The 21,250-nt window shown below is 72.2% G+C and carries 16 protein-coding genes and 1 tRNA gene; 11 read left to right on the top strand and 6 right to left on the bottom strand.

What is annotated here, in order from left to right; genetic code table 11:
• Nucleotides 1-154: 154 nt before the first annotated feature.
• Entirely contained in the window at nt 155-2,737 is a 2,583-nt protein-coding gene (locus tag ACFV2J_RS02555) for an ABC transporter permease (protein ID WP_385437056.1), read from the bottom strand.
• A complete protein-coding gene (locus tag ACFV2J_RS02550; RefSeq protein ID WP_168528507.1) occupies nt 2,734-3,522 on the bottom strand; it encodes an ABC transporter ATP-binding protein in 789 nt (262 codons plus the stop codon). Before ACFV2J_RS02550 ends, ACFV2J_RS02555 begins: the two co-directional genes overlap by 4 nt.
• A gap of 450 nt (nt 3,523-3,972) precedes the next feature.
• Here ACFV2J_RS02550 and ACFV2J_RS02545 point away from each other — a divergent pair, with 450 nt between their 5' ends.
• From ACFV2J_RS02545 to ACFV2J_RS02535, 3 genes are all read left to right on the top strand, one after another.
• Complete coding sequence (locus ACFV2J_RS02545; protein WP_385091459.1) at nt 3,973-5,484, top strand: MFS transporter; 1,512 nt, start codon at nt 3,973-3,975, stop codon at nt 5,482-5,484.
• 314 nt (nt 5,485-5,798) lie between these two features.
• Nucleotides 5,799-6,374 carry a DUF485 domain-containing protein gene (locus ACFV2J_RS02540; RefSeq protein ID WP_385091462.1) on the top strand — a complete coding sequence of 192 codons (576 nt, stop codon included), beginning with the start codon at nt 5,799-5,801 and terminating at the stop codon, nt 6,372-6,374.
• Nucleotides 6,371-8,053: a cation acetate symporter gene (locus tag ACFV2J_RS02535; protein ID WP_385091465.1), complete on the top strand. Its 1,683-nt coding sequence runs from the start codon at nt 6,371-6,373 to the stop codon at nt 8,051-8,053. Before ACFV2J_RS02540 ends, ACFV2J_RS02535 begins: the two co-directional genes overlap by 4 nt.
• A 170-nt stretch (nt 8,054-8,223) precedes the next feature.
• On the opposite strand, the gene ACFV2J_RS02530 is transcribed toward ACFV2J_RS02535, so the two are convergent.
• The 3 genes from ACFV2J_RS02530 to ACFV2J_RS02520 form a co-directional block, all read right to left on the bottom strand.
• Nucleotides 8,224-9,111, bottom strand: coding sequence for a cellulose-binding protein (locus ACFV2J_RS02530; protein WP_385091468.1), 888 nt, complete (start codon nt 9,109-9,111; stop codon nt 8,224-8,226).
• Between the two features lie 213 nt (nt 9,112-9,324).
• Nucleotides 9,325-12,171 carry an SUKH-4 family immunity protein gene (locus tag ACFV2J_RS02525; protein WP_385437053.1) on the bottom strand — a complete coding sequence of 949 codons (2,847 nt, stop codon included), beginning with the start codon at nt 12,169-12,171 and terminating at the stop codon, nt 9,325-9,327.
• Nucleotides 12,172-12,178: 7 nt separating this feature from the next.
• Nucleotides 12,179-13,174 (bottom strand): SMI1/KNR4 family protein, encoded by a 996-nt coding sequence (locus tag ACFV2J_RS02520; protein WP_385437051.1) that lies wholly within the window; start codon nt 13,172-13,174, stop codon nt 12,179-12,181.
• 228 nt (nt 13,175-13,402) lie between these two features.
• On the opposite strand from ACFV2J_RS02520, the gene ACFV2J_RS02515 reads away from it, so the two are divergent.
• Both ACFV2J_RS02515 and ACFV2J_RS02510 read left to right on the top strand, forming a co-directional pair.
• A complete protein-coding gene (locus tag ACFV2J_RS02515) occupies nt 13,403-13,909 on the top strand; it encodes a YwqJ-related putative deaminase (protein ID WP_385097162.1) in 507 nt (168 codons plus the stop codon).
• Between the two features lie 127 nt (nt 13,910-14,036).
• Nucleotides 14,037-14,531, top strand: coding sequence for an SUKH-3 domain-containing protein (locus tag ACFV2J_RS02510; protein ID WP_385097165.1), 495 nt, complete (start codon nt 14,037-14,039; stop codon nt 14,529-14,531).
• 243 nt (nt 14,532-14,774) lie between these two features.
• On the opposite strand, the gene ACFV2J_RS02505 is transcribed toward ACFV2J_RS02510, so the two are convergent.
• Nucleotides 14,775-16,085 (bottom strand): sensor histidine kinase, encoded by a 1,311-nt coding sequence (locus ACFV2J_RS02505; protein ID WP_385437048.1) that lies wholly within the window; start codon nt 16,083-16,085, stop codon nt 14,775-14,777.
• Between the two features lie 240 nt (nt 16,086-16,325).
• Between ACFV2J_RS02505 and ACFV2J_RS02500 the strand changes: the two genes are divergently transcribed.
• The 6 genes from ACFV2J_RS02500 (at nt 16,326) to ACFV2J_RS02475 (ending at nt 21,133) form a co-directional block, all read left to right on the top strand.
• A tRNA-Gln gene (locus ACFV2J_RS02500) sits at nt 16,326-16,400 on the top strand.
• A gap of 115 nt (nt 16,401-16,515) precedes the next feature.
• Nucleotides 16,516-17,964, top strand: coding sequence for a bifunctional UDP-N-acetylglucosamine diphosphorylase/glucosamine-1-phosphate N-acetyltransferase GlmU (gene glmU / locus ACFV2J_RS02495; RefSeq protein ID WP_385094719.1), 1,449 nt, complete (start codon nt 16,516-16,518; stop codon nt 17,962-17,964).
• A gap of 146 nt (nt 17,965-18,110) precedes the next feature.
• Nucleotides 18,111-19,085 carry a ribose-phosphate diphosphokinase gene (locus ACFV2J_RS02490; protein ID WP_148008788.1) on the top strand — a complete coding sequence of 325 codons (975 nt, stop codon included), beginning with the start codon at nt 18,111-18,113 and terminating at the stop codon, nt 19,083-19,085.
• Between the two features lie 171 nt (nt 19,086-19,256).
• Nucleotides 19,257-19,841 carry a 50S ribosomal protein L25/general stress protein Ctc gene (locus ACFV2J_RS02485; protein WP_385094714.1) on the top strand — a complete coding sequence of 195 codons (585 nt, stop codon included), beginning with the start codon at nt 19,257-19,259 and terminating at the stop codon, nt 19,839-19,841.
• Between the two features lie 88 nt (nt 19,842-19,929).
• On the top strand, nt 19,930-20,541 hold the full coding sequence (gene pth / locus ACFV2J_RS02480) for an aminoacyl-tRNA hydrolase (RefSeq protein WP_168528517.1): 612 nt from the start codon (nt 19,930-19,932) through the stop codon (nt 20,539-20,541).
• 94 nt (nt 20,542-20,635) lie between these two features.
• Complete coding sequence (locus ACFV2J_RS02475) at nt 20,636-21,133, top strand: hypothetical protein (protein WP_385094710.1); 498 nt, start codon at nt 20,636-20,638, stop codon at nt 21,131-21,133.
• Nucleotides 21,134-21,250: the final 117 nt, after the last annotated feature.

Here is a 21,250-nt window from a genome sequence, read left to right as displayed (position 1 = left end):
ACCGCCGGGGCCGCCCCCCGCGGGGGGGGGCCCCCCCCCCCCAGCCGCGGCCGCCCCCGGGCGGGGCGACCCCCCCGCGCCGGGGAGGTGATCACCTCCCCGGCCGGGCCCGTTCCCCCGCGACCCCCGTGCGCGGCGGCCATGAGGTCGGTCGTCAGTCGGTCGCGATCGCGTTCAGCACGTTCATCCGGCCCGCCCGGAACGCCGGGATCAGGGCGGCGAACAGGCCCACGAACGCCGAGCCGATGAAGACCGCGACGATGGTGCCCCAGGGGATCTCCAGGACCTTCAGTCCCTCCAGGGCCAGCAGCTTCTGGGCGGTCGCGCCCCAGGCCATGCCCAGACCGAGGCCCAGCAGGGCTCCGAAGAGGGCGATGACGACCGACTCCAGGCGGATCATGCGGCGCAGCTGGCGGCGGGAGAGACCGATGGCCCGCATCAGGCCGATCTCGCGCGTCCGCTCCACCACCGACAGGGCCAGCGTGTTGACCACGCCGAGGACCGCCACGACGATCGCGAGGGCGAGCAGGCCGTAGACCATGTTCAGGAGCTGGCCGATCTGGTCCTTCAGTTCCTGCTTGTAGTCGGTCTGGTCACGGACCTCGTACTGCGGGTAGCCGGCCAGCGACTTCTTGAGGGCCGCGTAGGCGGTCTTCTCCTGGCCGTCCTTGGCGGTGGCGAACATGATCTGGTCCGGCGGGATCCGGTCGGCCGGAAGGTACTTCCGCATGGTCTCGGTGCTGACGTACCGCGCGCCGTGGTCGATGGCCACGTCGTCGTCGGTGATCGCGGCGACCTTGAGCTTCGCCGTGCTGCCGCCCTTGAAGGCGACGGTCAGGGTGTCCCCGACCTTGACGTGGTGCCCGGTGGCGAAGTCGGAGCCCACGGACATGGAGTCCTTGCCGTAGGCGGCGGTCAGGTCACCGGCGGTCGTCTTGCGGTGCAGGTCCTGCGCGTAGGTGGGGTCGGCGGCCGTGACGCCGTCGCTGTCCGAGGAGCCGTCGGGGGCGACGAGTTTCGCCTCGATGTCCCGGTAGTGGGTGACGTGCGCCAGACCGGGCGTGGACTCGATGGCCTTCGCCGCCTGCGGGACGACCCGCTGGTTGCCCTGGATGATGAAGTCGGTCCCGACGGTCCTGTCGAGTTCGTCGGTCGCGGAGGCGACCATCGAGGAGCCGACGACCGAGAGGCAGGCGACCAGCGCGAGGCCGATCATGAGGGCCGCGCCGGTGGCGCCGGTACGGCGCGGGTTGCGCAGGGCGTTGCGCTCCGCCATCCGTCCGACCGGGCCGAAGAAGCGCAGCAGCACCGCGCTGATGACCCGGACCACACCGCCGGCGAGCAGCGGGCCGATGATGACGAACCCGATCAGGGTCAGGACGATGCCGGCGCCCAGCACCAGCGAACCGTCGCTCGCCTTGTCCGCGCCGGCCGCCGTGTAGAGCGCGAAGGCTCCGGCGCCGGTGAGGACCAGGCCGACGAGGCCGCGGACGAGGCCGGCCCTGCCGTCCGCCGGGGTCCCGGCGTCACGCAGCGCGGCCATCGGGGAGACCTTGCCGGCCCGGCGGGCGGGCAGGTAGGCGGCGAGGACGGTGACGACGACACCGAGGAGGAGTCCGATGACCGGTGTGGTCGCCTTCACGGTCAGATCGCGGGTCGACAGGTCCATGCCCGCCGCCGACATGAGTTTCATCAGGCCGACCGCGAGGCCGACGCCGGCGCCGACCCCGAGGATCGAGCCGAAGACGCCGAGCAGGGTCGCCTCGATGAGCACGGACCGGTTGACCTGCTTGCGGGACGAGCCGATCGCCCGCATCAGGCCGATCTCACGGGTGCGCTGGGCGACCAGCATCGAGAAGGTGTTGATGATCAGGAAGATGCCGACCAGGAAGGCGATGCCGGCGAAGCCGAGCATGGCGTACTTGATGACGTTCATGAAGGAGCCGACACCGGAGCGGTTCTCGTCCGCGGTCTCCTTCTGCGTCTGCACCTTGTAGGACGTCTTCGCGGTGGTGTCGGCGCCGAGCGTGGTGGTGACGTTCCGCTTGAGCTGCGCGTCGGTGACGCCGCTCGCGGCGGAGACGTTGATCTGGGTGAACCGGCCGGTGGCGCCGAGCAGTTCGCGCTGGGCGGTGGCGGTGTCGAAGTAGACGACGGCGGCACCGGGGTTGGTCACCTTGAAGGTGGCGATGCCGACGATCCGGGCCTTGAAGTCACCGGTGACGGCGATGGTGCGCAGTTCGTCGCCGAGCTCGAGGTGGTGCTTGTCGGCGGTGTCGGCGTCGACCATCGTCTCGGTCGGCCCGCGCGGGGCGTGACCGGTGGTGATCTCCATCGAACGCAGGTCGTTGCGCGTCCAGTTGCCCGCGATGGTCGGGGCGCCGTTGCTGGAGCCCATGTTCTTGTTCGCGCTGTTCACGACGGTCACGTTCATGGAACTGACCGCGCCCTCGGCGTACTTGACGCCGTCGGCCTTCTCAGCCCGGGTCAGCACGGAGGCGGGCAGCGACTCCGGCCTGCCGTTCTGCGGGGTGCCGTCGGCCTTGGCGGCCTTCGGCGAGACCGTCACGTCGGACGAGGTCGCCGCGAACAGCTTGTCGAACGTCGTGTTCATGGTGTCGGTGAACACCAGCGTGCCGCAGACGAAGGCGACGGACAGCAGGACCGCGACGGCGGAGAGCGCCATCCGCCCCTTGTGCGCGAAGAAGTTGCGCATCGAGGTCTTCAGGACGGTCATGACGTACGCCCCCGGGCGTCGAAGTCCTTCATGCGGTCGAGCACCTGGTCGGCCGTCGGCTGGTGCATCTCGTCGACGATCCTGCCGTCCGCGAGGTACAGGACGCGGTCCGCGTACGAGGCGGCCACCGGGTCGTGGGTGACCATCACGATGGTCTGGCCGAGCGAGTCCACCGAGCGGCGCAGGAAGCCCAGCACCTCGGCGCCGGCCCGGGAGTCGAGGTTTCCGGTCGGCTCGTCCCCGAAGATGATCTCGGGCCGGGCGGCGAGTGCCCGCGCCACCGCGACGCGCTGCTGCTGGCCTCCGGAGAGCTGGGTCGGCCGGTGCTTGAGACGGTCGGAGAGTCCGACGGTCTCGACGACCTGGCTCAGCCAGGCCTTGTCCGGCTTGCGGCCCGCGATGTCCATCGGGAGCGTGATGTTCTCCAGCGCGTTCAGCGTCGGCAGCAGGTTGAACGCCTGGAAGATGAAGCCGATCCGGTCGCGGCGCAGCTGCGTCAGCTTCTTGTCCTTGAGGCCGGTGATCTCGGTCTCGTCGAGGTGGATCTGTCCGCTCGTCACGGTGTCGAGCCCGGCGAGGCAGTGCATCAGCGTGGACTTGCCGGACCCGGAGGGGCCCATGATCGCGGTGAACCGTCCCCGCGCTATGTCCACGTCGATGTGGTCCAGGGCGACGACGCGGGTCTCTCCGGACCCGTACGCCTTCACGACCTGCCGCGCTCGCGCGGCAACGGCCGTACGCCCTCCAGTGCCCCCGTGCCTGGGAATGGTTACAGCCGATGTCACGGTAAGTCTCCTATATCGGTCGGCGGATGAGCCGGTCGGTCCGCGGATGCGGTGTTCCTGGGCGGATGCGGTGCTCTTGGCTACGTCGGTAAGTCTGGCGGCGGGGGGTGCTCTGGCGCGCTGGTGCCCAGCGCAGTCTTTTGCTGGGGAAAACCCCACCCCCGGGAGTGCGGTCCGTAGGACCCCCGTACGTTCTGACCGCGTCCCGGCCGCTCGTCAGCGGCGTAAAGCCAGGTTAAGGACGCGCACCGCCCCGTCTCCTCCTCCGGCGGTACGAACCCTCCCCGAGCCGTAGTACGGAGGTACCCCTAGGGGCCGTCCACCCTCCGGTGGAGTCCTTCTCGGGGTCGGCTCCACCCCCTGGGCATGGTCAGCTTCCACCCTGCCGCGACGTGAGGGTCAAGTGAGAGGGTGGTCCGAGGCAGATGGGTGCAAGGGGAAAGGAATCCCGTGGATCAGGGGGACACCGAGATACGCGCCGCGGGAGCCGTACGTCCGGGGGCTCCCCCCGACCGCAGGGGCGCGGTCGTCGCGGCACTCATGCTCTCCATGGCGCTCGCCGCGCTGGACTCCACCATCGTGTCGACCGCCGTACCGCAGATCGTCGGCGACCTCGGCGGCTTCTCCGTCTTCTCCTGGCTGTTCTCCGGCTATCTGCTCGCGGTGACGGTCACGCTGCCGGTGTACGGCAAGCTGTCGGACACCTTCGGCCGCAAGCCGGTGCTGATCGCGGGCGCCGTCGTCTTCCTCCTCGGCTCCCTGCTCTGCGCCACCGCCTGGAACATGGCCGCGCTCATCGTCTTCCGCGTCGTCCAGGGCCTGGGCGGCGGCGCGCTCCAGGGCACGGTGCAGACGCTCGCCGCCGACCTCTACCCGCTCAAGGAGCGCCCGAAGATCCAGGCCAAGCTGTCCACGGTGTGGGCGACCTCGGCGGTGGCGGGCCCGGGTCTCGGCGGTGTGCTGGCCGCGTACGCGGACTGGCGCTGGATCTTCCTCATCAACCTGCCGATCGGCGCGCTCGCCCTGTGGCTGGTCGTCCGTCATCTGCACGAGCCGGCCCGGGAGCCCTCCGGGCGGGCGCGCATCGACTGGGCGGGCGCGCTCGCCGTCTTCGCCTGCGGCGGCGTCCTGCTGACCGCGCTGGTGCAGGGCGGGGTGGCCTGGAACTGGCTGTCGGCCCCCTCGCTCTCCCTGTTCGGTACGGGACTCGCGCTGATCGGCGCCGTCGTGGTGATCGAGCGCCGGGCGGCCGAGCCGATCATCCCGGGCTGGGTGTGGCGGCGCCGCACGATCGCCGCGGTGAACCTGGCGCTGGCCGCGCTGGGGCTGCTCATGGTCGCCCCCTCGGTGTTCCTGCCGACGTACGCCCAGGCGGTCCTCGGTCTGGCCCCGGTCACCGCCGGATTCGTGCTGTCCGTGTGGACGCTGAGCTGGCCGGTGTCCGCGGCGCTCAGCCAGCACGTGTACCGGCGGATCGGTTTCCGCAACACCGCGATGGCCGGCATCGGCGCGGCGGCCCTGATCCTGCTGGCCTTCCCGTTCCTCCCCTATCCGGGGGCGCCCTGGCAGCCGACCCTGCTGATGCTGCTGCTGGGCGGCGCCCTGGGCCTCTTCCAGCTCCCGCTGATCATCGGTGTCCAGTCGACCGTGGGCTGGGCCGAACGCGGGACGACCACCGCGTCCGTCCTCTTCTGCCGTCAGACCGGCCAGACCGTCGGCGCGACCCTGTTCGGGGCGATCGCCAACGGGGTGCTGGCCGCGCGGCTCGGCGGGGCCGGGGACCTGGACGCGGTGACGCGGGCGCTGGACTCGGGCGTGCCGGACGAGCGTCTGCGGCACGCGGTCGCCGACGCGGTCCACGCCGTGTACCTCGGCGCCGCGTGCGCCGCCGTACTCGCCTTCCTGGTGCTGCTGTTCGTGGCGCCGAGACGCTTCCCGGTCCTCGACAACCCCACGGACTGAGGGCGTCGCCCCCCCCCTGTCGCAAGGCACGTGTTCCGGCACGGGCTCCGGTGGGAGTGGAGTCTGTCAGGGGGGTACGCGGGGGAGGCGGACGGTTGCGAACACCCCCCACCTCAGACACCACTCTCCTACCTCTACACACTTCCGCCACAGGGATCACACGGGTAACAGCCCAGGTCAGCGAAGTAAGCGCATACCGACCGATCAGTTCGGTGAAACCAGCGCCCCCAGGGGCTACCTGCGAGTAGCGTGCCTCGCCCACCCCCTGCTCCCTGCGGTCCGCACCGGGCCCGAGCCACGCAAGGAGAACCGGGATGCCAGACGCGTTCTCGTCCCCCGAGTACCAGACGCCGCACCGACCACCCCGACAACCTCCGTATCCGCCGTCTCATCCGTCATCTCATCCGTCGCCTCGTCCGCAGCAGTCCCCGCCCCCGTACCCGGAGTTCCAGGACCGTCCGGAGTTCCCGGAGTTCCCGGGGTTCCAGGACGAACCGGCCCCGCACTCCCCCGCGTACGCCACCTACCCCTGGCAGCCGCAGCCGCCCGAGCCCCCCAGAGCGCGACGGCCGCGGCACCACGCGCTGGGGCAGCACAGCGACATCCGGCTGCTGCGCGGCGCCTATCGCCGCCAGCGGCGGGTGGCGACGCTCACGGCGCTCGGGTACTTCACCCTCTTCCTCCTCCTGTCGGCGTTCGCGCCGGGCCTGATGACGAGCACGGTGTCCGGCGGACTGCCGACCGGGCTGCTCCTCGGCCTGTTGCAGGTCCCCGTGACCTGCGTGGCGATCGCCGTGTACGAGTACACGGCGCGCCGGGGCGTCGACCCGGTCGCGGACCGGATCCGGAAACAGAGCGAACTGGACGCGAAGCGGGAGGCGGCCCGATGACCGGGGCGATCGAGAGGGGCGGAATCGGGTTCAGCAGTTCCGCGCAGGCCATGTCACTGGTGGCGTTCACCGCGGTCACCACGGTCACGCTGCTGCTGTGCGTGATGACCGGGCCCGACCGTGACGACCTCGACGAGTTCTACACCGGGTACGGGTCGCTGTCGCCGATGCGCAACGGCCTCGCCATCGCCGGGGACTACATCTCGGCGGCGACCGTGCTCGGCACCGGCGGGGTCATCGCGCTCACCGGGTACGACGGGGTCGTCCTCGCGCTGAGCACGGCCCTCTCCCTGATGCTGCTGATGTTCCTGCTGGCCGAACCGCTGCGCAACGCGGGCCGGTTCACCATGGGCGACGCGCTCGCGCGCCGGATGCCGGGCCGTGCCGTACGCGTCACCGCGTGCGCCGCGACCATCGTCGCCCTGCTGCCCCTGATGCTGGTCCAACTGGCCGGCACCGGCGACCTGCTGGCGTTCATCCTCGGTTTCTCCGGGGATTCGCTGAAGACCGGCTGCATCGTCGGACTCGGCACGCTGATGATCGGCTACGCGGCGATCGGGGGCATGAAGGGCACGGCCCTCATCCAGATCCTGAAGATCGTGATGCTGCTCGGCTCCGGCACCGTGATCGCCCTGCTCATCCTGAACCGCTTCGACTGGGACCCGGGCGCGCTCTCCCGGGCGGCCGCCGACCACAGTGGTGTCGGAGCCGCGTTCCTCCACTCCGGGCTGCAGTTCTCCGGCGGCCCCAGCCCCCGTCTCGACATGATCAGTTCGGAGCTGACGGTCGTCCTGGGCGGGGCCTGCCTCCCGCACGTCACCATGCGCATGTACACCGCCGGCAGCGCGCGCCAGGTACGCCGCTCGCTGTCCTGGGCGGTCCCGTGCGTGGCGCTCTTCGTCCTGGTCATCACGGTCGTCGGCTTCGGGGCCACGGCTCTGATCGGCCGCGGGGTGATCGCGAACGCCGATCCGCAGGGCAACACGGCGTATCTGCTGGGCTCGCGCGCCGTGTTCGGGCCGGACGTCTCCACGGCCGAGACGCTCCTGTTCACCACCGTCACCACGGCGATCTTCCTGACCGTGCTCGCCTCCGTCGCCGGAATGATCCTGGCCTGCGCCAACTCCCTGGCACACGACGTGTTCGCGCACGCCCGGCTCTTCCGGGGACGGCGCCACGACGACGAGCTGTCCCCCCGCCGCGAGATGCTCCTCGCCCGGCTGTCGGCCCTCGCGGTCGGCGCGCCGGCGATCCTGCTGGCGACCCTCGTCCAGCACCGCAGCCTGCAGCCGCTGATCACGCTCTCGTTCTGCCTGGGCGCCTCGGCGCTGGCGCCCGCGCTGGTCTACGGGCTGTTCTGGCGCCGCTACACCCGAACGGGCCTGCTGTGCACCCTCATCGGGGGTTCGCTGACCGTCCTGGTCCTGATGACCGGGACCAACCTGGTCTCCGGCTCGCCCACGGCCGCGTTCCCCGAGGCCGACTTCAACTGGTTCCCGTTCACCACGACCGGCCTGGTGTCGATCCCGCTCGGCTTCGCGTACGGATGGCTGGGGACGGTGGTCTCGGGGCGCCGGAAGTCGGAGGAGCAGCGCAGGCAGTACGAGGCGGTGGAGGGCTGGATCCTGGCCGGGGCGGTGCGGTCACCGGGACGCACGGGTGCGCGCGGCGCCCGCTGAACCGGCGCGCCTCCGGCGGTCCGCCGCCGCCACTCGACGGGCCGCCGCCCCGGGCCGCGCGACCGTGCACCGCGGGCCGCCGCCGTGGGGCGCTGTCCGGAGCAGGGCCGCCAGTCGTGGGCCAGCGGGGGTGCACCCGCGTGGAGTCCCACGCCGGTGGAGCCGCGGGACTACTCCACCGGCGCCCGGCCCGTCAGCGTCATGAGGCTCGACCGTACGTGGTCCATGTGCGCCCGTACGTCGTCCCACCGCTCACCGTGCTCGCGCAGCACCCGCTCGGTCTCCCGGACGATCCGCTCCTCCCGCACCCGCGCCTCGGTGAGCAGTTCGGCGGCCCGGGCCGCCGCGTCCTCCTGTTCGTGCCGGGCCGTCTCCTCGGCCTGGGCGTAGGCGCTCCGGGCCTCGGCGAGGGCCGCCTCGGCGCGGGCCACCCGCTGGTCGTGGTGCGCCTCGAACGCGGCCACCCGCTCGGCGGCCGTCCGCCCGGCCTCCTCCCGGCGCCCGGCGTGCTCCTTCTCGTACGCGACGAGGAGTTCCTCCGTACGCCGGCGCACCTCACGCAGCGCGGCCAGGGCCTCCCCGCGGTTCTCCTTGATCTCCCGGCGGGCGGCGATCCGGGCGTCGTCGGCCTCGGCGCGGGCGGCGAGCAGCCGCTGCCGGGCGTACTCCTCGGCCTCGGCACGCAGACCCTCGGCGTACTCCTGGGCGGCGTCGCGGACCCGCCGCCCCGCCGCCTCGGCCTCGTCGACGGCCTGCCGGGCCTCGCGCCGCGCACTCTCGCGCACGGCCGTGGCCTCCTCCTCGCCGAGCTCGAAGAGCCGGCGGGCACGTTCGCCGAGCGTGTCGTACGTCTGCGGGGCGAGCCGCGTCACGGCCTCGCGCAGCCGCCCCGCCTCCCCGTCCATCTCCTTGGCCAGGACGGTCAGCCGGGCGGCCCGCTCCCAGGCGGCGTCGCGGTCCCGTGAGAGGGCGGCGGTGTACGCGTCGACCTGCTCGGGACGGTAACCGCGCCCCCGTACAGCCGGGAAGCCGTGCGGCGACACCGATGCGCTGCTCATCCCTGAACCCCTCTCCGATGTGCGCCCTGCGACATGATTCGTCGACATCATGTGGCGCATATCCTGATGGATGAGTCGTAAGTGTTCATAACGCGACACTCCGCCCGCCCGTTCCGGTCGAGGGAAGTAAAAAATGGGTTGAACCCGGTCATGTGCACCGGGTTCAACCCATGAGTGGCGTTCCGCGCGGACGCCGTGACGTTCAGCGGGGGGTCACAGCAGGCCGTCCCACATCTGTTCCAGCAGAACCGACCACCAGCTCTCCGGCGAACCGAGCGCCGCCGGGTCGAGCGAGGCGAGCTGGGCCTGGAAGTCGACGGTCCAGCGGCCCGCCTGCTCCTGGTTGAGCCCGAACCGCAGCCGCCACATCCGGCCGAGCAGCGCCAGACAGCGCGCGAACTCGGGCAGCCCCGTGTTCACGAACTGGGGCGGCACCGGGGCGCCGCCCGGACCCGCCTCCACCGGCACGGCCACGATGTTCGCCGTGCCGTACTGGACACAGATCGCCTTGCCGAAGTCGCTGCCCATGACCAGGTACGAACCCGCGTCCGGCGCCGGATGCACCCCGCGCTCCTGCGCCAGCTCGGCGAGTGTCGGCACCGGACGGCCGGGCTGCGCCTGCGCCCAGAAGAACGGGCCCATGTCGACCGGGAGTCCGGCCACCACCAGGGTGTGCGCCACGATGTTCGGCACGCCCTGCCGGGAGACCGCGACCTGGTCGAACCGGAACACGCCCGGTCCGAACGCGGCCGCCAGCTCGTGCCCGATCGCCTCCGGCGGTACCGGCGGCGCGGGCTGCACCGGCGGGATCGGCGCCCGTACCGGAGCGGGGCGCGCTGGGCCGTCCGCCACCTGATGCAACTCGCCCTGGTGCGCGAGCAGTTCGTGCATGCCCTGCTGACGGCTCGCGTGGTCCGTGCCGTACGGCGCGATGCTCGTGATCCGCGCCTGCGGCCAGGTCTCCCGGATCATCCGCGCGCAGTACGCGCCCGGCAGCTCGCAGGACTCCAACTCGGTGTGCAGTTCCAGTACTTGCTGCGGCGGCACGTTCATCGCCCGCAGCTCGTGCAGCATCTGCCACTCCGGGTGCGGGGTGCCCGGCGCCGAACGCCGGATCAGCTGCTGCTCCGAGCCGTCCTGCGCGCGGTAGCGCAACACGGCCTGGTAGCCGGGGCCGACGGTCGGCTGACCGGTCGGGGGATACCCGTACGCCGGGGGCTGGAGGCCGGGAGGCATGGGCTGGCCCGGAGGCATCGGCTGACCCGGGACCGGGCCACCCATCGGCTGACCGGGCATCGGCAGGCCTGGCATCGGCTGCGGTGCGCCCTGCGGCACGCCGGGAGTCTGCGGGGGCGGCGGTGCGCCGGGGCCGCCGGGCTGCGGGCCCGCCAGCACCGTCGCGGCGTGGTGAACGCCGGGGGGCGGACCTCCGGGAGCACCCGGAGCACCGGGGGTACCGGGCGGCTGGGACGTGCCGGGGCCGCCGGGGGGCGGACCCGCCAGCATCGTCGCGGCGTGGTGGACACCGCCGGGAGGCGTACCGTCCGGAGGCTGCGGAGCACCAGGAACCCCAGGTGCCTGGGGCGCGCCGGGTGTGGCAGGTGCGCCGGGGACACCGGGCGCCGCCGGGCCCCCAGGCCCACCCGGGCCGAGCTGGGCGACGAGCTGGGTCGGCACGTAGCCGCCCGCCGGGGTGCCCGGAGCACCGGGCCCGGACGGCGCGGGCGCGCCGCCCGGCCGTACGCCCGGCGCGCCGGGGGCGCTCGGCGGAGGTGGCGCGCTCGGGCCGCCGCCCCGCGCGCCCCGCGGCGGCTGGGCCTTGCTGGTCGCGGCGTCGGCGATGTCACCGGCGTTCGGGGGCAGCGGCCGGGGAGGCGCCACGGGGGCACCCGGACCGGCGGGCGGCTGCGGGGAGTTCGGCGCGCCGCCCGGCGGCTGCGGGTAGCCGTACCCGGGCGCGCCCACGGAAGGCGTGCCCTGCGGACCGCCGGGAACGGAGGCACGCGGCGGCGGAGGCGGAGGCGGCTGGGTACCCGGGGTGCCACCAGGCCCCTGCGGGAACCCGTGGACGGGCGGCGCACCCGGAGGGGGTGTGCCCGGCACCGGCGGGCCCTGCGGGTAGCCGTACGACGGCGGGGCCGGCGAGGGGTCGCCGAGCGCGGGCGCGACCGCCGTGCGCGGAAGCTGGCTGCCGCCGGAGATCAGAGCCGTCTTGGCGTCCGCGATCGCCCCGGGCAGCGGAGTGCCGGTGTCGTCGGCATCGGTCAGCGGCGGCGCGAACACCGTCGCCGGCAGCGGTACGGAACGGTCCTCGCCCGCGTCGGCGTTGGTGTCCGTCCCCGCCCACGGTGTCGCCGAAGCGGGCACCCGGGGCGCTCCCACCGCGTCCTGGGGACCCGCGTCCGGCTCGTCACCGGCCGCGGCGGCGGGCCACGGCGTGGCTCCGCCGGAGACACCGGCGGCACCCGCGACACCGGGAAGGCCGGGCGCGGTGCGCGGTCCGGCCCCGAAGGGCCCCCCGTGCGGCACCGCGTCCTGCGGTTCGCCTGGCGCCGGGGCCGCCGGACCACCGCCCACGGAGGCCGGACCCTGCCCCGGGCCCGACGCCGAGGCGGCGGCCGCGGCCGGACGGGATCCCGCCCCGTCGGAGCCCGAGGCCCCGGACGCCCCCGGACGCCGGTCCGGGATCCCCAGCTTGTCCGCGGCCTCCTGGAGCCACTCCGGGGGACTCAGCAGGAACGACGTCTGGTTGAGGTCGACCCGGGCCGAAGGCGCCGGCGCCGGTTCCGGGGACCCGTCCGGCGCCCCGTACTCCTCCTCGTAGCGGCGGACCACCTCACCGACCGGCAGTCCGGGCCACAGGGTCGCCTCGCCGCTGTCCCGCGCGATGACGAGCCGCTGCGCGCCGCCGTCCGAGCGCGGACCGTCCACCCGGTCCTCCGCCCAGACGACGAAGCCGAGTTCGAACTCCCGGACCCGCACCTCACGGTGCTGGTAGCCGGGCACATCGCCGTTGATCCACTCTTCCGCGCGCTCCTGCGCCTGCGCGAAGGTCACCATCGGACGTTCACTCCCCCACCGAAGACACGGAAGAGACGGGAACGGCGTGCGCGAAGCCGCCGTCCACCATCAGGTTCGCCACCGTCTCCAGCTCCGGCGGATTGCCCGCGAGCCGGGACAGGAACTGGTCGAAGTCGGCACCGCAGGACAGCAGCAGCCGCTGTACGCGCTCGGCCGGAGGCCACGCGTCCTGGTCACGGGCGTCGTCGTAGGCGCAGAACCACACCGACCCGATCGCGTCGCCCTTCACCTTGACGGCGAGCAGGCCGCCCTGCACGAATCCGACGCACAGGTAGTCCTTGGTCAGATGGTCGCGCAGGCACTTGTTGATGTAGACGAGGTCGTTGACGGCGGCCTCTTCGCGCACCGTGAAGAAGGGCTGGTCCAGCAGGAGTCCGAGCTCCGCGTCGAGCACGGCGCCCACCGGCGCGCAGCCGCCCGCCGCCTTCAGGAAGGACCGGTAGGCACCCGGCAGCCGGTACCCGAGGTCCTCCTCGACCGCCAGCACCTGTTGCTCCGTCACCGCGACCGAGGACTTCGGCAGTCCGAAGTGCGCGGGCCGCGTCTCCTGCAACGGCCGCGTCCCGCGCTTGGTGTGGTCGACGGTGGTGGTCGCGATGCCACCGTGGTGCCGCAGCAGCGCCTTCACCTCTACGGGGACGAGCTCCAGCCGCCGGGTACCGGCCACGTGGTGCCAGGTCCAGCCGTGCGGGGTGGCCACGGACGGGATCGTGTCCCACAGTTCGTGGCCGGTCGCGGCGAGCGCCGCGTTCGCGGACACGTAGTCCGTCAGGCGCAGTTCGTCGACGCCGAAGCCCTCCGGGGGTTCGGCGATCTCCGCGGCTGCACGCGCGTACGCCGAGAAGTCGGGGTAGCCGTGCTCGTCGACCCGTACGCCTCTGGGATGGCGAGCGGCCCGGACCGGATCCGGGAAGTGCACGACCTGCCCGGCGTAGGCCGCGTTCGGCGGCGCGGCTTGCTGCCCGAGCCGACCTGTCGTCATCGCTGTTGCCCCCTGCGGCGTTCTCAATAGCTGTATGGATCGCGGATGTCGACAGCCTATGCGGTTGAAGGACCTCGGTCACCGGGCCTCCGGTTCCGTGACCTGCCGTCACCTCGCCGTGACGGTGCGACGAAGGCCGGGCGTGTCGCGCGCCCCAGCTTCCCCACCGGCCACGCCGTTTGGCAGTCTGTAGCCGCATCGGGGGATGCACGGGAGGGAAGAGCGATCATGAACGCGACGCATACAGGCACGTCCGGGGACCCCCGCGTCGGCTGGAGCAGCTCCGAGGCACCGCACACCCCCATCCTCCTGCACCGCCGGGACGGCATACTTCCGACCGTCGCCGCCGCCCTCTCCGTGCGCGGCGCGACCCTCACGGGCACCGCGGCCCGCGGCGACCAGCCGCCCGCCCTGCACCCCCTGGTCCAGGATTTCCTCGACACCCTCACCAGCGCGCAGCGCGACCGCTTCACCGGCCGCTGCGCCGAGGCGATCCTGATCTCCCGGCACATCACCGGCCTCGACACCGCGCGCAGCAAGCGGGCCGCGCGCAAGCCGATGACCAACGGCGAGGCACGCAGGGCCCTCAAGCAGGCCAAGCTCACCGCGCGCCGCATCCGCGAGGACGGTGACCCGCTGCACGGGAGTTTCGCGGCGCCCTGCCGGGCCTGCACGGCGCTCAGTGAGCACTTCGGTGTCCGCGTCGTCGACCCGACGGCGTCCGCCGACGCCTGAACCCCTCTGAACCCGGCGGCCTCCGCACACGTACGTACGACGGCGCCCCCTTCTCCTACCCTCACGCTCCACCGCGCCGCCGATTTCTTGTCCCCCCACCCCATGTCGCTCGACGAACGAAGGGCAGATGCACGCCGACCGCACCTCCACCACACGCTTCTCCGTCCCCGTGGACGCCGCGCTCCGCTCCGCGGGGTGGCAGCCCGGACGCTGGGACATAAAGCAGGCCGAGTACTGGGCCGACGCGCTGCGGGAGCACGAGTCGCCCGCCGGGCACCGGCACGCCGTGTTCCCGGCCGCGGTGGAGGCGTGGGCGGAGTTCGGCGGTCTGCGGGTCGTGCCGTCCGGGCCCGGTCGTCAGCTCGCCCCGACCGCGCTCCACTTCGACCCGCTGCACGGGCTGCACATGGCACGCACCCTGGGTGACCTCGGGCGGGCGCTGGATGCCGAGGTGTGTCCGCTGGGTGAGGAGGCCGACTCGCGGGCGCTGCTCGCCATCGACAGCGAGGGGCGGGTCTACGCGCTCGATCACACCGGGGACTGGTATCTCGGGCCGGACATCGACGCGGCGCTGACGACGCTCGTCTCCGGCATCGAACCGGCTCGGCTGACCGCCGGCTGACACCGGACGGCTCCGCCGCTACCCGTCCCCTCCTCCTGGGGCTCCGCCCCGGACCCCGCCAAGGGGCTGCGCCCCCTGGACCCCCGCTTCGCCCGAAGGGCTCGTCCTCAAACGCCGGACGGGCTGGGTAGTTCAGCCCGTCCGGCGTTTGAGGACAAGGCCCTTAAGGCCGATACGGGGGCCTGGGGGCGGAGCCCCCGGCAACGGCGTCGGCGAGAGAACCCGGGGTCACAGAGGAACCGCTCAGCCCTCCGCAGGAAGCACCGCCGACACACGGAACCCACCCGCGTCCGTGGGACCGGAGACGAACACACCCCCGAGCGCGGCGACACGTTCCTTCATGCCCAGCAGCCCGTTGCCCCCGCTGGGAAGCCGCACCGCGGACACCGCCCCCGGCTCGGGCGGGCACTCGTTCTCGACCTGCATGGCGATCTCGGACACCCGGTGGGCGAGCCGCACGTACGTCTTCGCGCCGGCCGCGTGCTTGTGGACGTTGGTCAGCGCCTCCTGGACGACCCGGTAGGCGGTCTGTTCGATCTCCGGTGCGTACGGCCGGGTGTCGCCCTCCACCGACAGGGCGACCACCATCCCGGCCGCCGCGGACTGTCCGACCAGCTCGTCGAGTTCCGCGAGACTGGGGCCGTCGCCCGGATCGTCGGCCGCGCGCGACGCGGCCGCGGCGGCCGCCATGCCCACCGCGGCCAGCGGCACCGGCTGCGGCCGCGAGGCCAGCCCGTCCCCCGTGCGCAGCACGCCCAGCATCTCGCGCAGCTCGGTCAGCGCCTGCCGTCCCATGTCGCCGACCAGCGCCGCGTTCCGTACGGCCTTCTCGGGATCCTTGCGGGCCACGGCCTGGAGGGCCGCCGCGTGCACCACCATCAAGGACACCCGGTGCGCGACCACGTCGTGCATCTCCCGGGCGATCCGCGTGCGCTCCTCGTTGCGCGCCCACTCCGCCCGTTCCTCGGCCCGCTCGGCCAGCAGCTGCAACTCCCGCTCCAGGGAGTCGGCCCGCTCCCGCAGGCTCTCCATCAGCCGGCGCCGCGCCCCCACGTACAGGCCGAGCAGGACGGGCGGGGCGGTCATGCCGATGGCGGTCGTGATGGAGACGAAGGGGACGAACCAGTCCCCCATGGTCACGTCTCCGCGCACCATGCCCTGATGGGCCCGGACGAACGTGACGATCAGCATTCCGGCGAAGGACATTCCCGCGAGCGCCCCGATGATCCGGCGCGGCAGCTCGGACGCGGCGAGCGTGTACAGCCCGACGAGCCCCATCGCGAAGCCCATCTGCGCGGGCGTGATCGCGATCGACACCAGCACGACGGCGATCGGCCACTTCCGCCGCAGCAGCAGTACGGACCCGGCGAGCAGACCGAACACCGCGCCCACCGCCGCCGGCAGGCCCGCGTCGTGCGCGAACGGGATTCCCTCCGTCGCGCACTCGGCCGCCGACATGAGCGCCAGGCCCACGTCGAGCGCGGCACCGCGCCACCTGACCCACCACCACGGCCCTGTCCCGGCCGCGGTGTGCTCTTCCCCCGTCGTGGTCATGCCTCCAGCCTACGTTTGCCCCCCACCCCTTTTCCGGTGAGTTTCGCCTCCTCTCCGACACCGTGGCACGGCGTCGGCCGGACGTGGAACCTGCCGCATCCCTCCGACTGCCGAATCGCTCACTGTTCGACCACGCGGGCCCGTGTCCCTCGGTACCGTCGCGTCGAAGGCGCCCGGTACGGCATAGTGTTGGGTGCCCGCTCGGCGGCCTGACCGAATGTCCGGTTCCGCCGAGCTTGATCCCCCGTGGTGTAATTGGCAGCACTGTGGCTTTTGGTGCCATCTGTCCGGGTTCGAGTCCTGGCGGGGGAGCCATGACCGATTCGGGCCCTGACCGTTCCGTCAGGGCCCGCTCTCATGTCACTCCTGATACGCCCCGGTATCCTGCGGTTGTCCACACCCCAGTCATCCGTAGCCGAAGGGCATTCCCGTGAGCGCCAATCGCCCGGCAGCCGTCGTCGTTCTCGCAGCGGGTGAGGGCACCCGTATGAAGTCGGCCACACCCAAGGTCCTGCACGAACTGTGCGGCCGCTCCCTGGTGGGTCATGTACTCGCGGCCGCAGGCACGCTGGAGCCGGAGAACCTGGTCGTCGTCGTGGGCCACGCCCGCGAGCAGGTCACCGCGCACCTCGCCGAGTCCGACCCCGCGGTCCGCACCGCCGTACAGGCCGAGCAGAACGGCACCGGGCACGCCGTCCGCATGGCGCTCGAAGAGCTCGGCGGCGGCGTCGACGGAACCGTCGTCGTGGTCTGCGGCGACACCCCGCTGCTCACCGGCGAGACCCTGCGCCGGCTCGCCGCGACCCACGACACCGACGGCAACGCCGTCACCGTGCTCACCGCCGAGGTCCCCGACGCCACCGGCTACGGCCGCATCGTCCGGGACGGGGCCAGCGGCGCCGTCACCGCGATCGTCGAGCACAAGGACGCCACCGAGTCGCAGCGGGCGATCCGGGAGATCAACTCCGGGGTGTTCGCCTTCGACGGGCAGCTGCTGGCGGACGCGCTCGGCAAGGTGCGGACCGACAACAGCCAGGGCGAGGAGTACCTCACCGACGTCCTGGGCATCCTGCGCGAGGCCGGGCACCGGGTCGGCGCGTCCGTGGCCGCCGACCACCGCGAGATCGCCGGGATCAACAACCGCGTCCAGCTGGCCGCGGCCCGCCGCACCCTCAACGACCGGCTGCTGGAGCGGGCCATGCTCGCCGGCGTCACCGTCGTCGACCCGGCCTCGACCTGGGTCGACGTCGCCGTCACCTTCGAGCAGGACGCGATCGTGCACCCCGGCACCCAGCTGCTGGGCGCCACGCATCTCGCCGAGGGCGCCGAGGTCGGCCCCAACTGCCGCCTCCAGGACACCAGGGTGGGAGCGGGCGCGCGGGTCGACAGCACCGTCGCGAACGGCGCCGAGGTCGGTCCCGAGGCCAGCGTCGGCCCGTTCGCGTACCTGCGCCCCGGCACCCGGCTCGGCCTCAAGGCCAAGGTCGGCACGTACGTCGAGACGAAGAACGCCACGATCGGCGAGGGCACCAAGGTCCCGCACCTCTCCTACGTGGGCGACGCGACGATCGGCGACTACTCGAACATCGGCGCGGCGAGCGTCTTCGTGAACTACGACGGACAGGACAAGCACCACACCACGGTGGGCTCCCACTGCCGCACCGGTGCGGACAACATGTTTGTGGCTCCCGTCACGGTGGGGGACGGCGTGTACACCGCGGCGGGCTCCGTCATCACCAAGGACGTACCGGCCGGTTCGCTCGCCGTGGCCCGTGGCCAGCAGCGGAATATCGAGGGTTGGGTGGCCCGCAAGCGTCCGGGAAGCGCGGCCGCGAAGGCGGCCGGGGCGGCCACCCGGGAGCCGGAAGGCGAAGCCTGACCGGAAACAGGTGCGTCTGACACGGCGTACCGTGATAAGTGCACACCCGCACCGTGCACCCGCACCCCCCAGCTGAGACGGCCTCCCGCACCCAGTGGAGATGTCCTCTCACCATCCAGCTGAGACACCTCTGAGGAGACAGTGCTGTGACCGGGATCAAGACGACCGGCAAGAAGAAGATGATGTTCTTCTCCGGCCGCGCCCACCCCGAGCTTGCTGAGGAGGTCGCCCACAAGCTGGGTGTCGGGGTAGTCCCGACGAAGGCCTTCGACTTCGCCAACGGCGAGATCTACATCCGCTACCAGGAGTCCGCCCGCGGCGCCGACTGCTTCCTGATGCAGAGCCACACGGCTCCCATCAACAAGTGGATCATGGAGCAGCTCATCATGATCGACGCCCTGAAGCGGGCGTCCGCGCGGAGCATCACCGTCATCGTGCCGTTCTACGGTTACGCCCGGCAGGACAAGAAGCACCGCGGACGTGAACCGATCTCGGCGCGTCTGATCGCGGACCTGATGAAGACGGCGGGCGCCGACCGCATCCTCACCGTCGACCTGCACACCGACCAGATCCAGGGCTTCTTCGACGGCCCGGTCGACCACCTCTTCGCGCTGCCGATCCTGGCGGACTACGTGGGCGCCAAGGTCGACCGGTCGAAGCTCACCGTCGTCTCCCCGGACGCGGGCCGGGTGCGCGTCGCCGACCGCTGGTGCGACCGGCTGGACGCCCCGCTGGCGATCGTGCACAAGCGGCGCGACAAGGACGTCGCCAACCAGGTCACCGTGCACGAGGTCGTCGGTGACGTGAAGGGCCGCGTCTGCGTCCTCGTCGACGACATGATCGACACGGGCGGCACGATCTGCGCCGCCGCCGACGCCCTCTTCGCGCACGGCGCCGAGGACGTCATCGTCACGGCCACGCACGGTGTGCTCTCCGGTCCGGCCGCCGACCGCCTGAAGAACTCCAAGGTGAGCGAGTTCGTCTTCACGGACACCCTGCCCACCCCGGGCGAGCTGGAGCTGGACAAGATCACGGTGCTCTCCATCGCGCCGACGATCGCCAACGCGGTCCGTGAGGTCTTCGAGGACGGCTCGGTGACGAGCCTGTTCGAGGAGCAGTAGAGATCCTTTTGGGTGTGGCCTCCCCGCCGAGTAGACTGCGAAAGTTGCTCGGCGAGGGAGGCCACACTTCTGTGTGGCGGTCCGTTATCGACGCGCTCTTCGTAGCAGGCCGATGTTCGGCCGGGTGACTCATCCCCAGGCCCTTCGGGTCCCTTACTACGAGGAGTGAACATGTCCGAGGTCAAGCTCGCCGCCGACACCCGTACCGAGTTCGGCAAGGGCGCCGCCCGCCGCATCCGCCGCGAGAACAAGGTCCCCGCGGTCGTCTACGGCCACGGCACCGACCCCGTCCACATCGCGCTTCCGGGCCACGAGCTTCAGCTCGCCCTGCGCACCCCGAACGTCCTGCTCACCCTGGACATCGAGGGCAAGACCGAGCTCGCGATCCCGAAGGCCGTCCAGCGTGACGCCATCAAGGGCTACCTCGAGCACGTCGACCTGCTCCTCGTGAAGCGCGGCGAGAAGGTCAACGTCGAGGTCTACGTCCACACCGAGGGCGAGCTGGCCCCGGGTGCCTACCTGCTCGAGCACGTGCTCAGCACGCTGACCGTCGAGGCCGAGGCCACCCACATCCCGGAGTCGGTCACCGTCTCCATCGAGGGCCTGGAGGCCGGCGCCTCCATCCTCGCCAAGGACATCCCGCTCCCCAAGGGCACCACGCTGGCGATCGACGAGGACGCGGTCGTCCTCCAGGTCCTCGCCGCCCAGGCGGAGGAGGCCCCGGCTGACGCCGAGGCCGAGACCACCGAGGCCTGATTCCCCCCGGAATCTCATTCGCCGGCCGCCGCTCCCTTCCGGGGCGGCGGTCGGTGCGTTGTCAAGGACGCAGGCGCACCAAGGACCCATGGGAGACACCGACGTGACGACGGACCCCAACGCCCCCTGGCTGATCGTGGGCCTCGGCAACCCCGGCCCCGAGTACGCCATGAACCGGCACAACGTGGGCTTCATGGTCGCCGATCTGCTGGCGGAACGGATCGGCGGCAGCTTCAAGCGGGCGGGGAAGGCCCAGGCGCAGGTGATCGAGGGCCGCATCGGGCCGCCCGGTCCGGCGAACCGCCGGGTGATCCTGGCCAAGCCGATGTCGTACATGAACCTGTCCGGTGGACCGGTGAACGCGCTGCGCGACTTCTACAAGGTGCCGCTCGCCCACGTCGTCGCGATCCATGACGAGCTGGACATCGACTACGGCGTGCTGCGGCTCAAGCTGGGCGGCGGCGACAACGGGCACAACGGGCTGAAGTCCATGACGAAGGCGATGGGTCCCGACTACCACCGGGTGCGCTTCGGCATCGGGCGGCCCCCGGGCCGGATGCAGGTCGCCGACTTCGTGCTCAAGGACTTCGCCTCGGCCGAACGCAAGGAGCTGGGCTACTTCGTGGACCGGGCCTCCGACGCGGTGGAGTGCCTCGTCATCGACGGGCTGGAGCGGGCGCAGGGCACGTACAACTCCTGACCGGCGGCCGGGTCCGGCCAACGTACTCGTACAACTGCGGACTTGTCCCCGACCGAGTTGACCGAACGTACGGCCATGGCCAAGGATCGCCGCCATGTCCGCCGCCACCTCACGCAAGCGCCCCCGCCGCAACGCGCAGACGGCGCTGCGGTTCGGGCGGCTCGCGGCGATGGGGACGGTCACGGCACTGATCCTGATCGCGGGCGTCCGGGGCTCCTGGGGCACGGCTCAGCACGTGATGCTGGGCAAGGGCCGGGAGCAGGGGACGATGACCGTGACGGCGTGCTCGGAGGATCGGTGCACCGGCCCGTACCGGCCGGTCTCGACGGGTTCCCGGTCGCGGGCCCGCGTCACGATCGAGGAGTCGGCCGCGGTGCGCAAGGGCCGCACGTACGCGGTCACGGTGAAGCCCGGCAGCGCCGAGGTGGTCCGCAGCGGCCCGGCCGGACTGCTCTACGCGTGGGTCCCGTTCGGCGGCGCGCTGCTGCTGGCCTCGGTGGTGGTCGCGGGCGGTCTGCGGCTCACCCGGGCGGCCTGGGTGATGGCGGGCGCGGGACTCGCGCTGCTGACGGCGACGTTCCTGGCCCTGTGACGCCGACGGCGGGGGGGGCCGCGCCGCGGGGGGGGGCGCCGGGGCGGCGGGGGCCGCGGCGGAGGGGTTGGGGAGAGGGCGGCGGCCCGCGCGGCTCTGGGCGAGCAGGGCCCCCGC

It is taken from the genome of Streptomyces sp. NPDC059668 (assembly GCF_042734135.1).
Taxonomy (GTDB): Bacteria; Actinomycetota; Actinomycetes; order Streptomycetales; family Streptomycetaceae; genus Streptomyces.
Note: the sequence above shows the minus strand (reverse complement) of the source record. Positions and strands in the feature narration are given on the sequence as shown.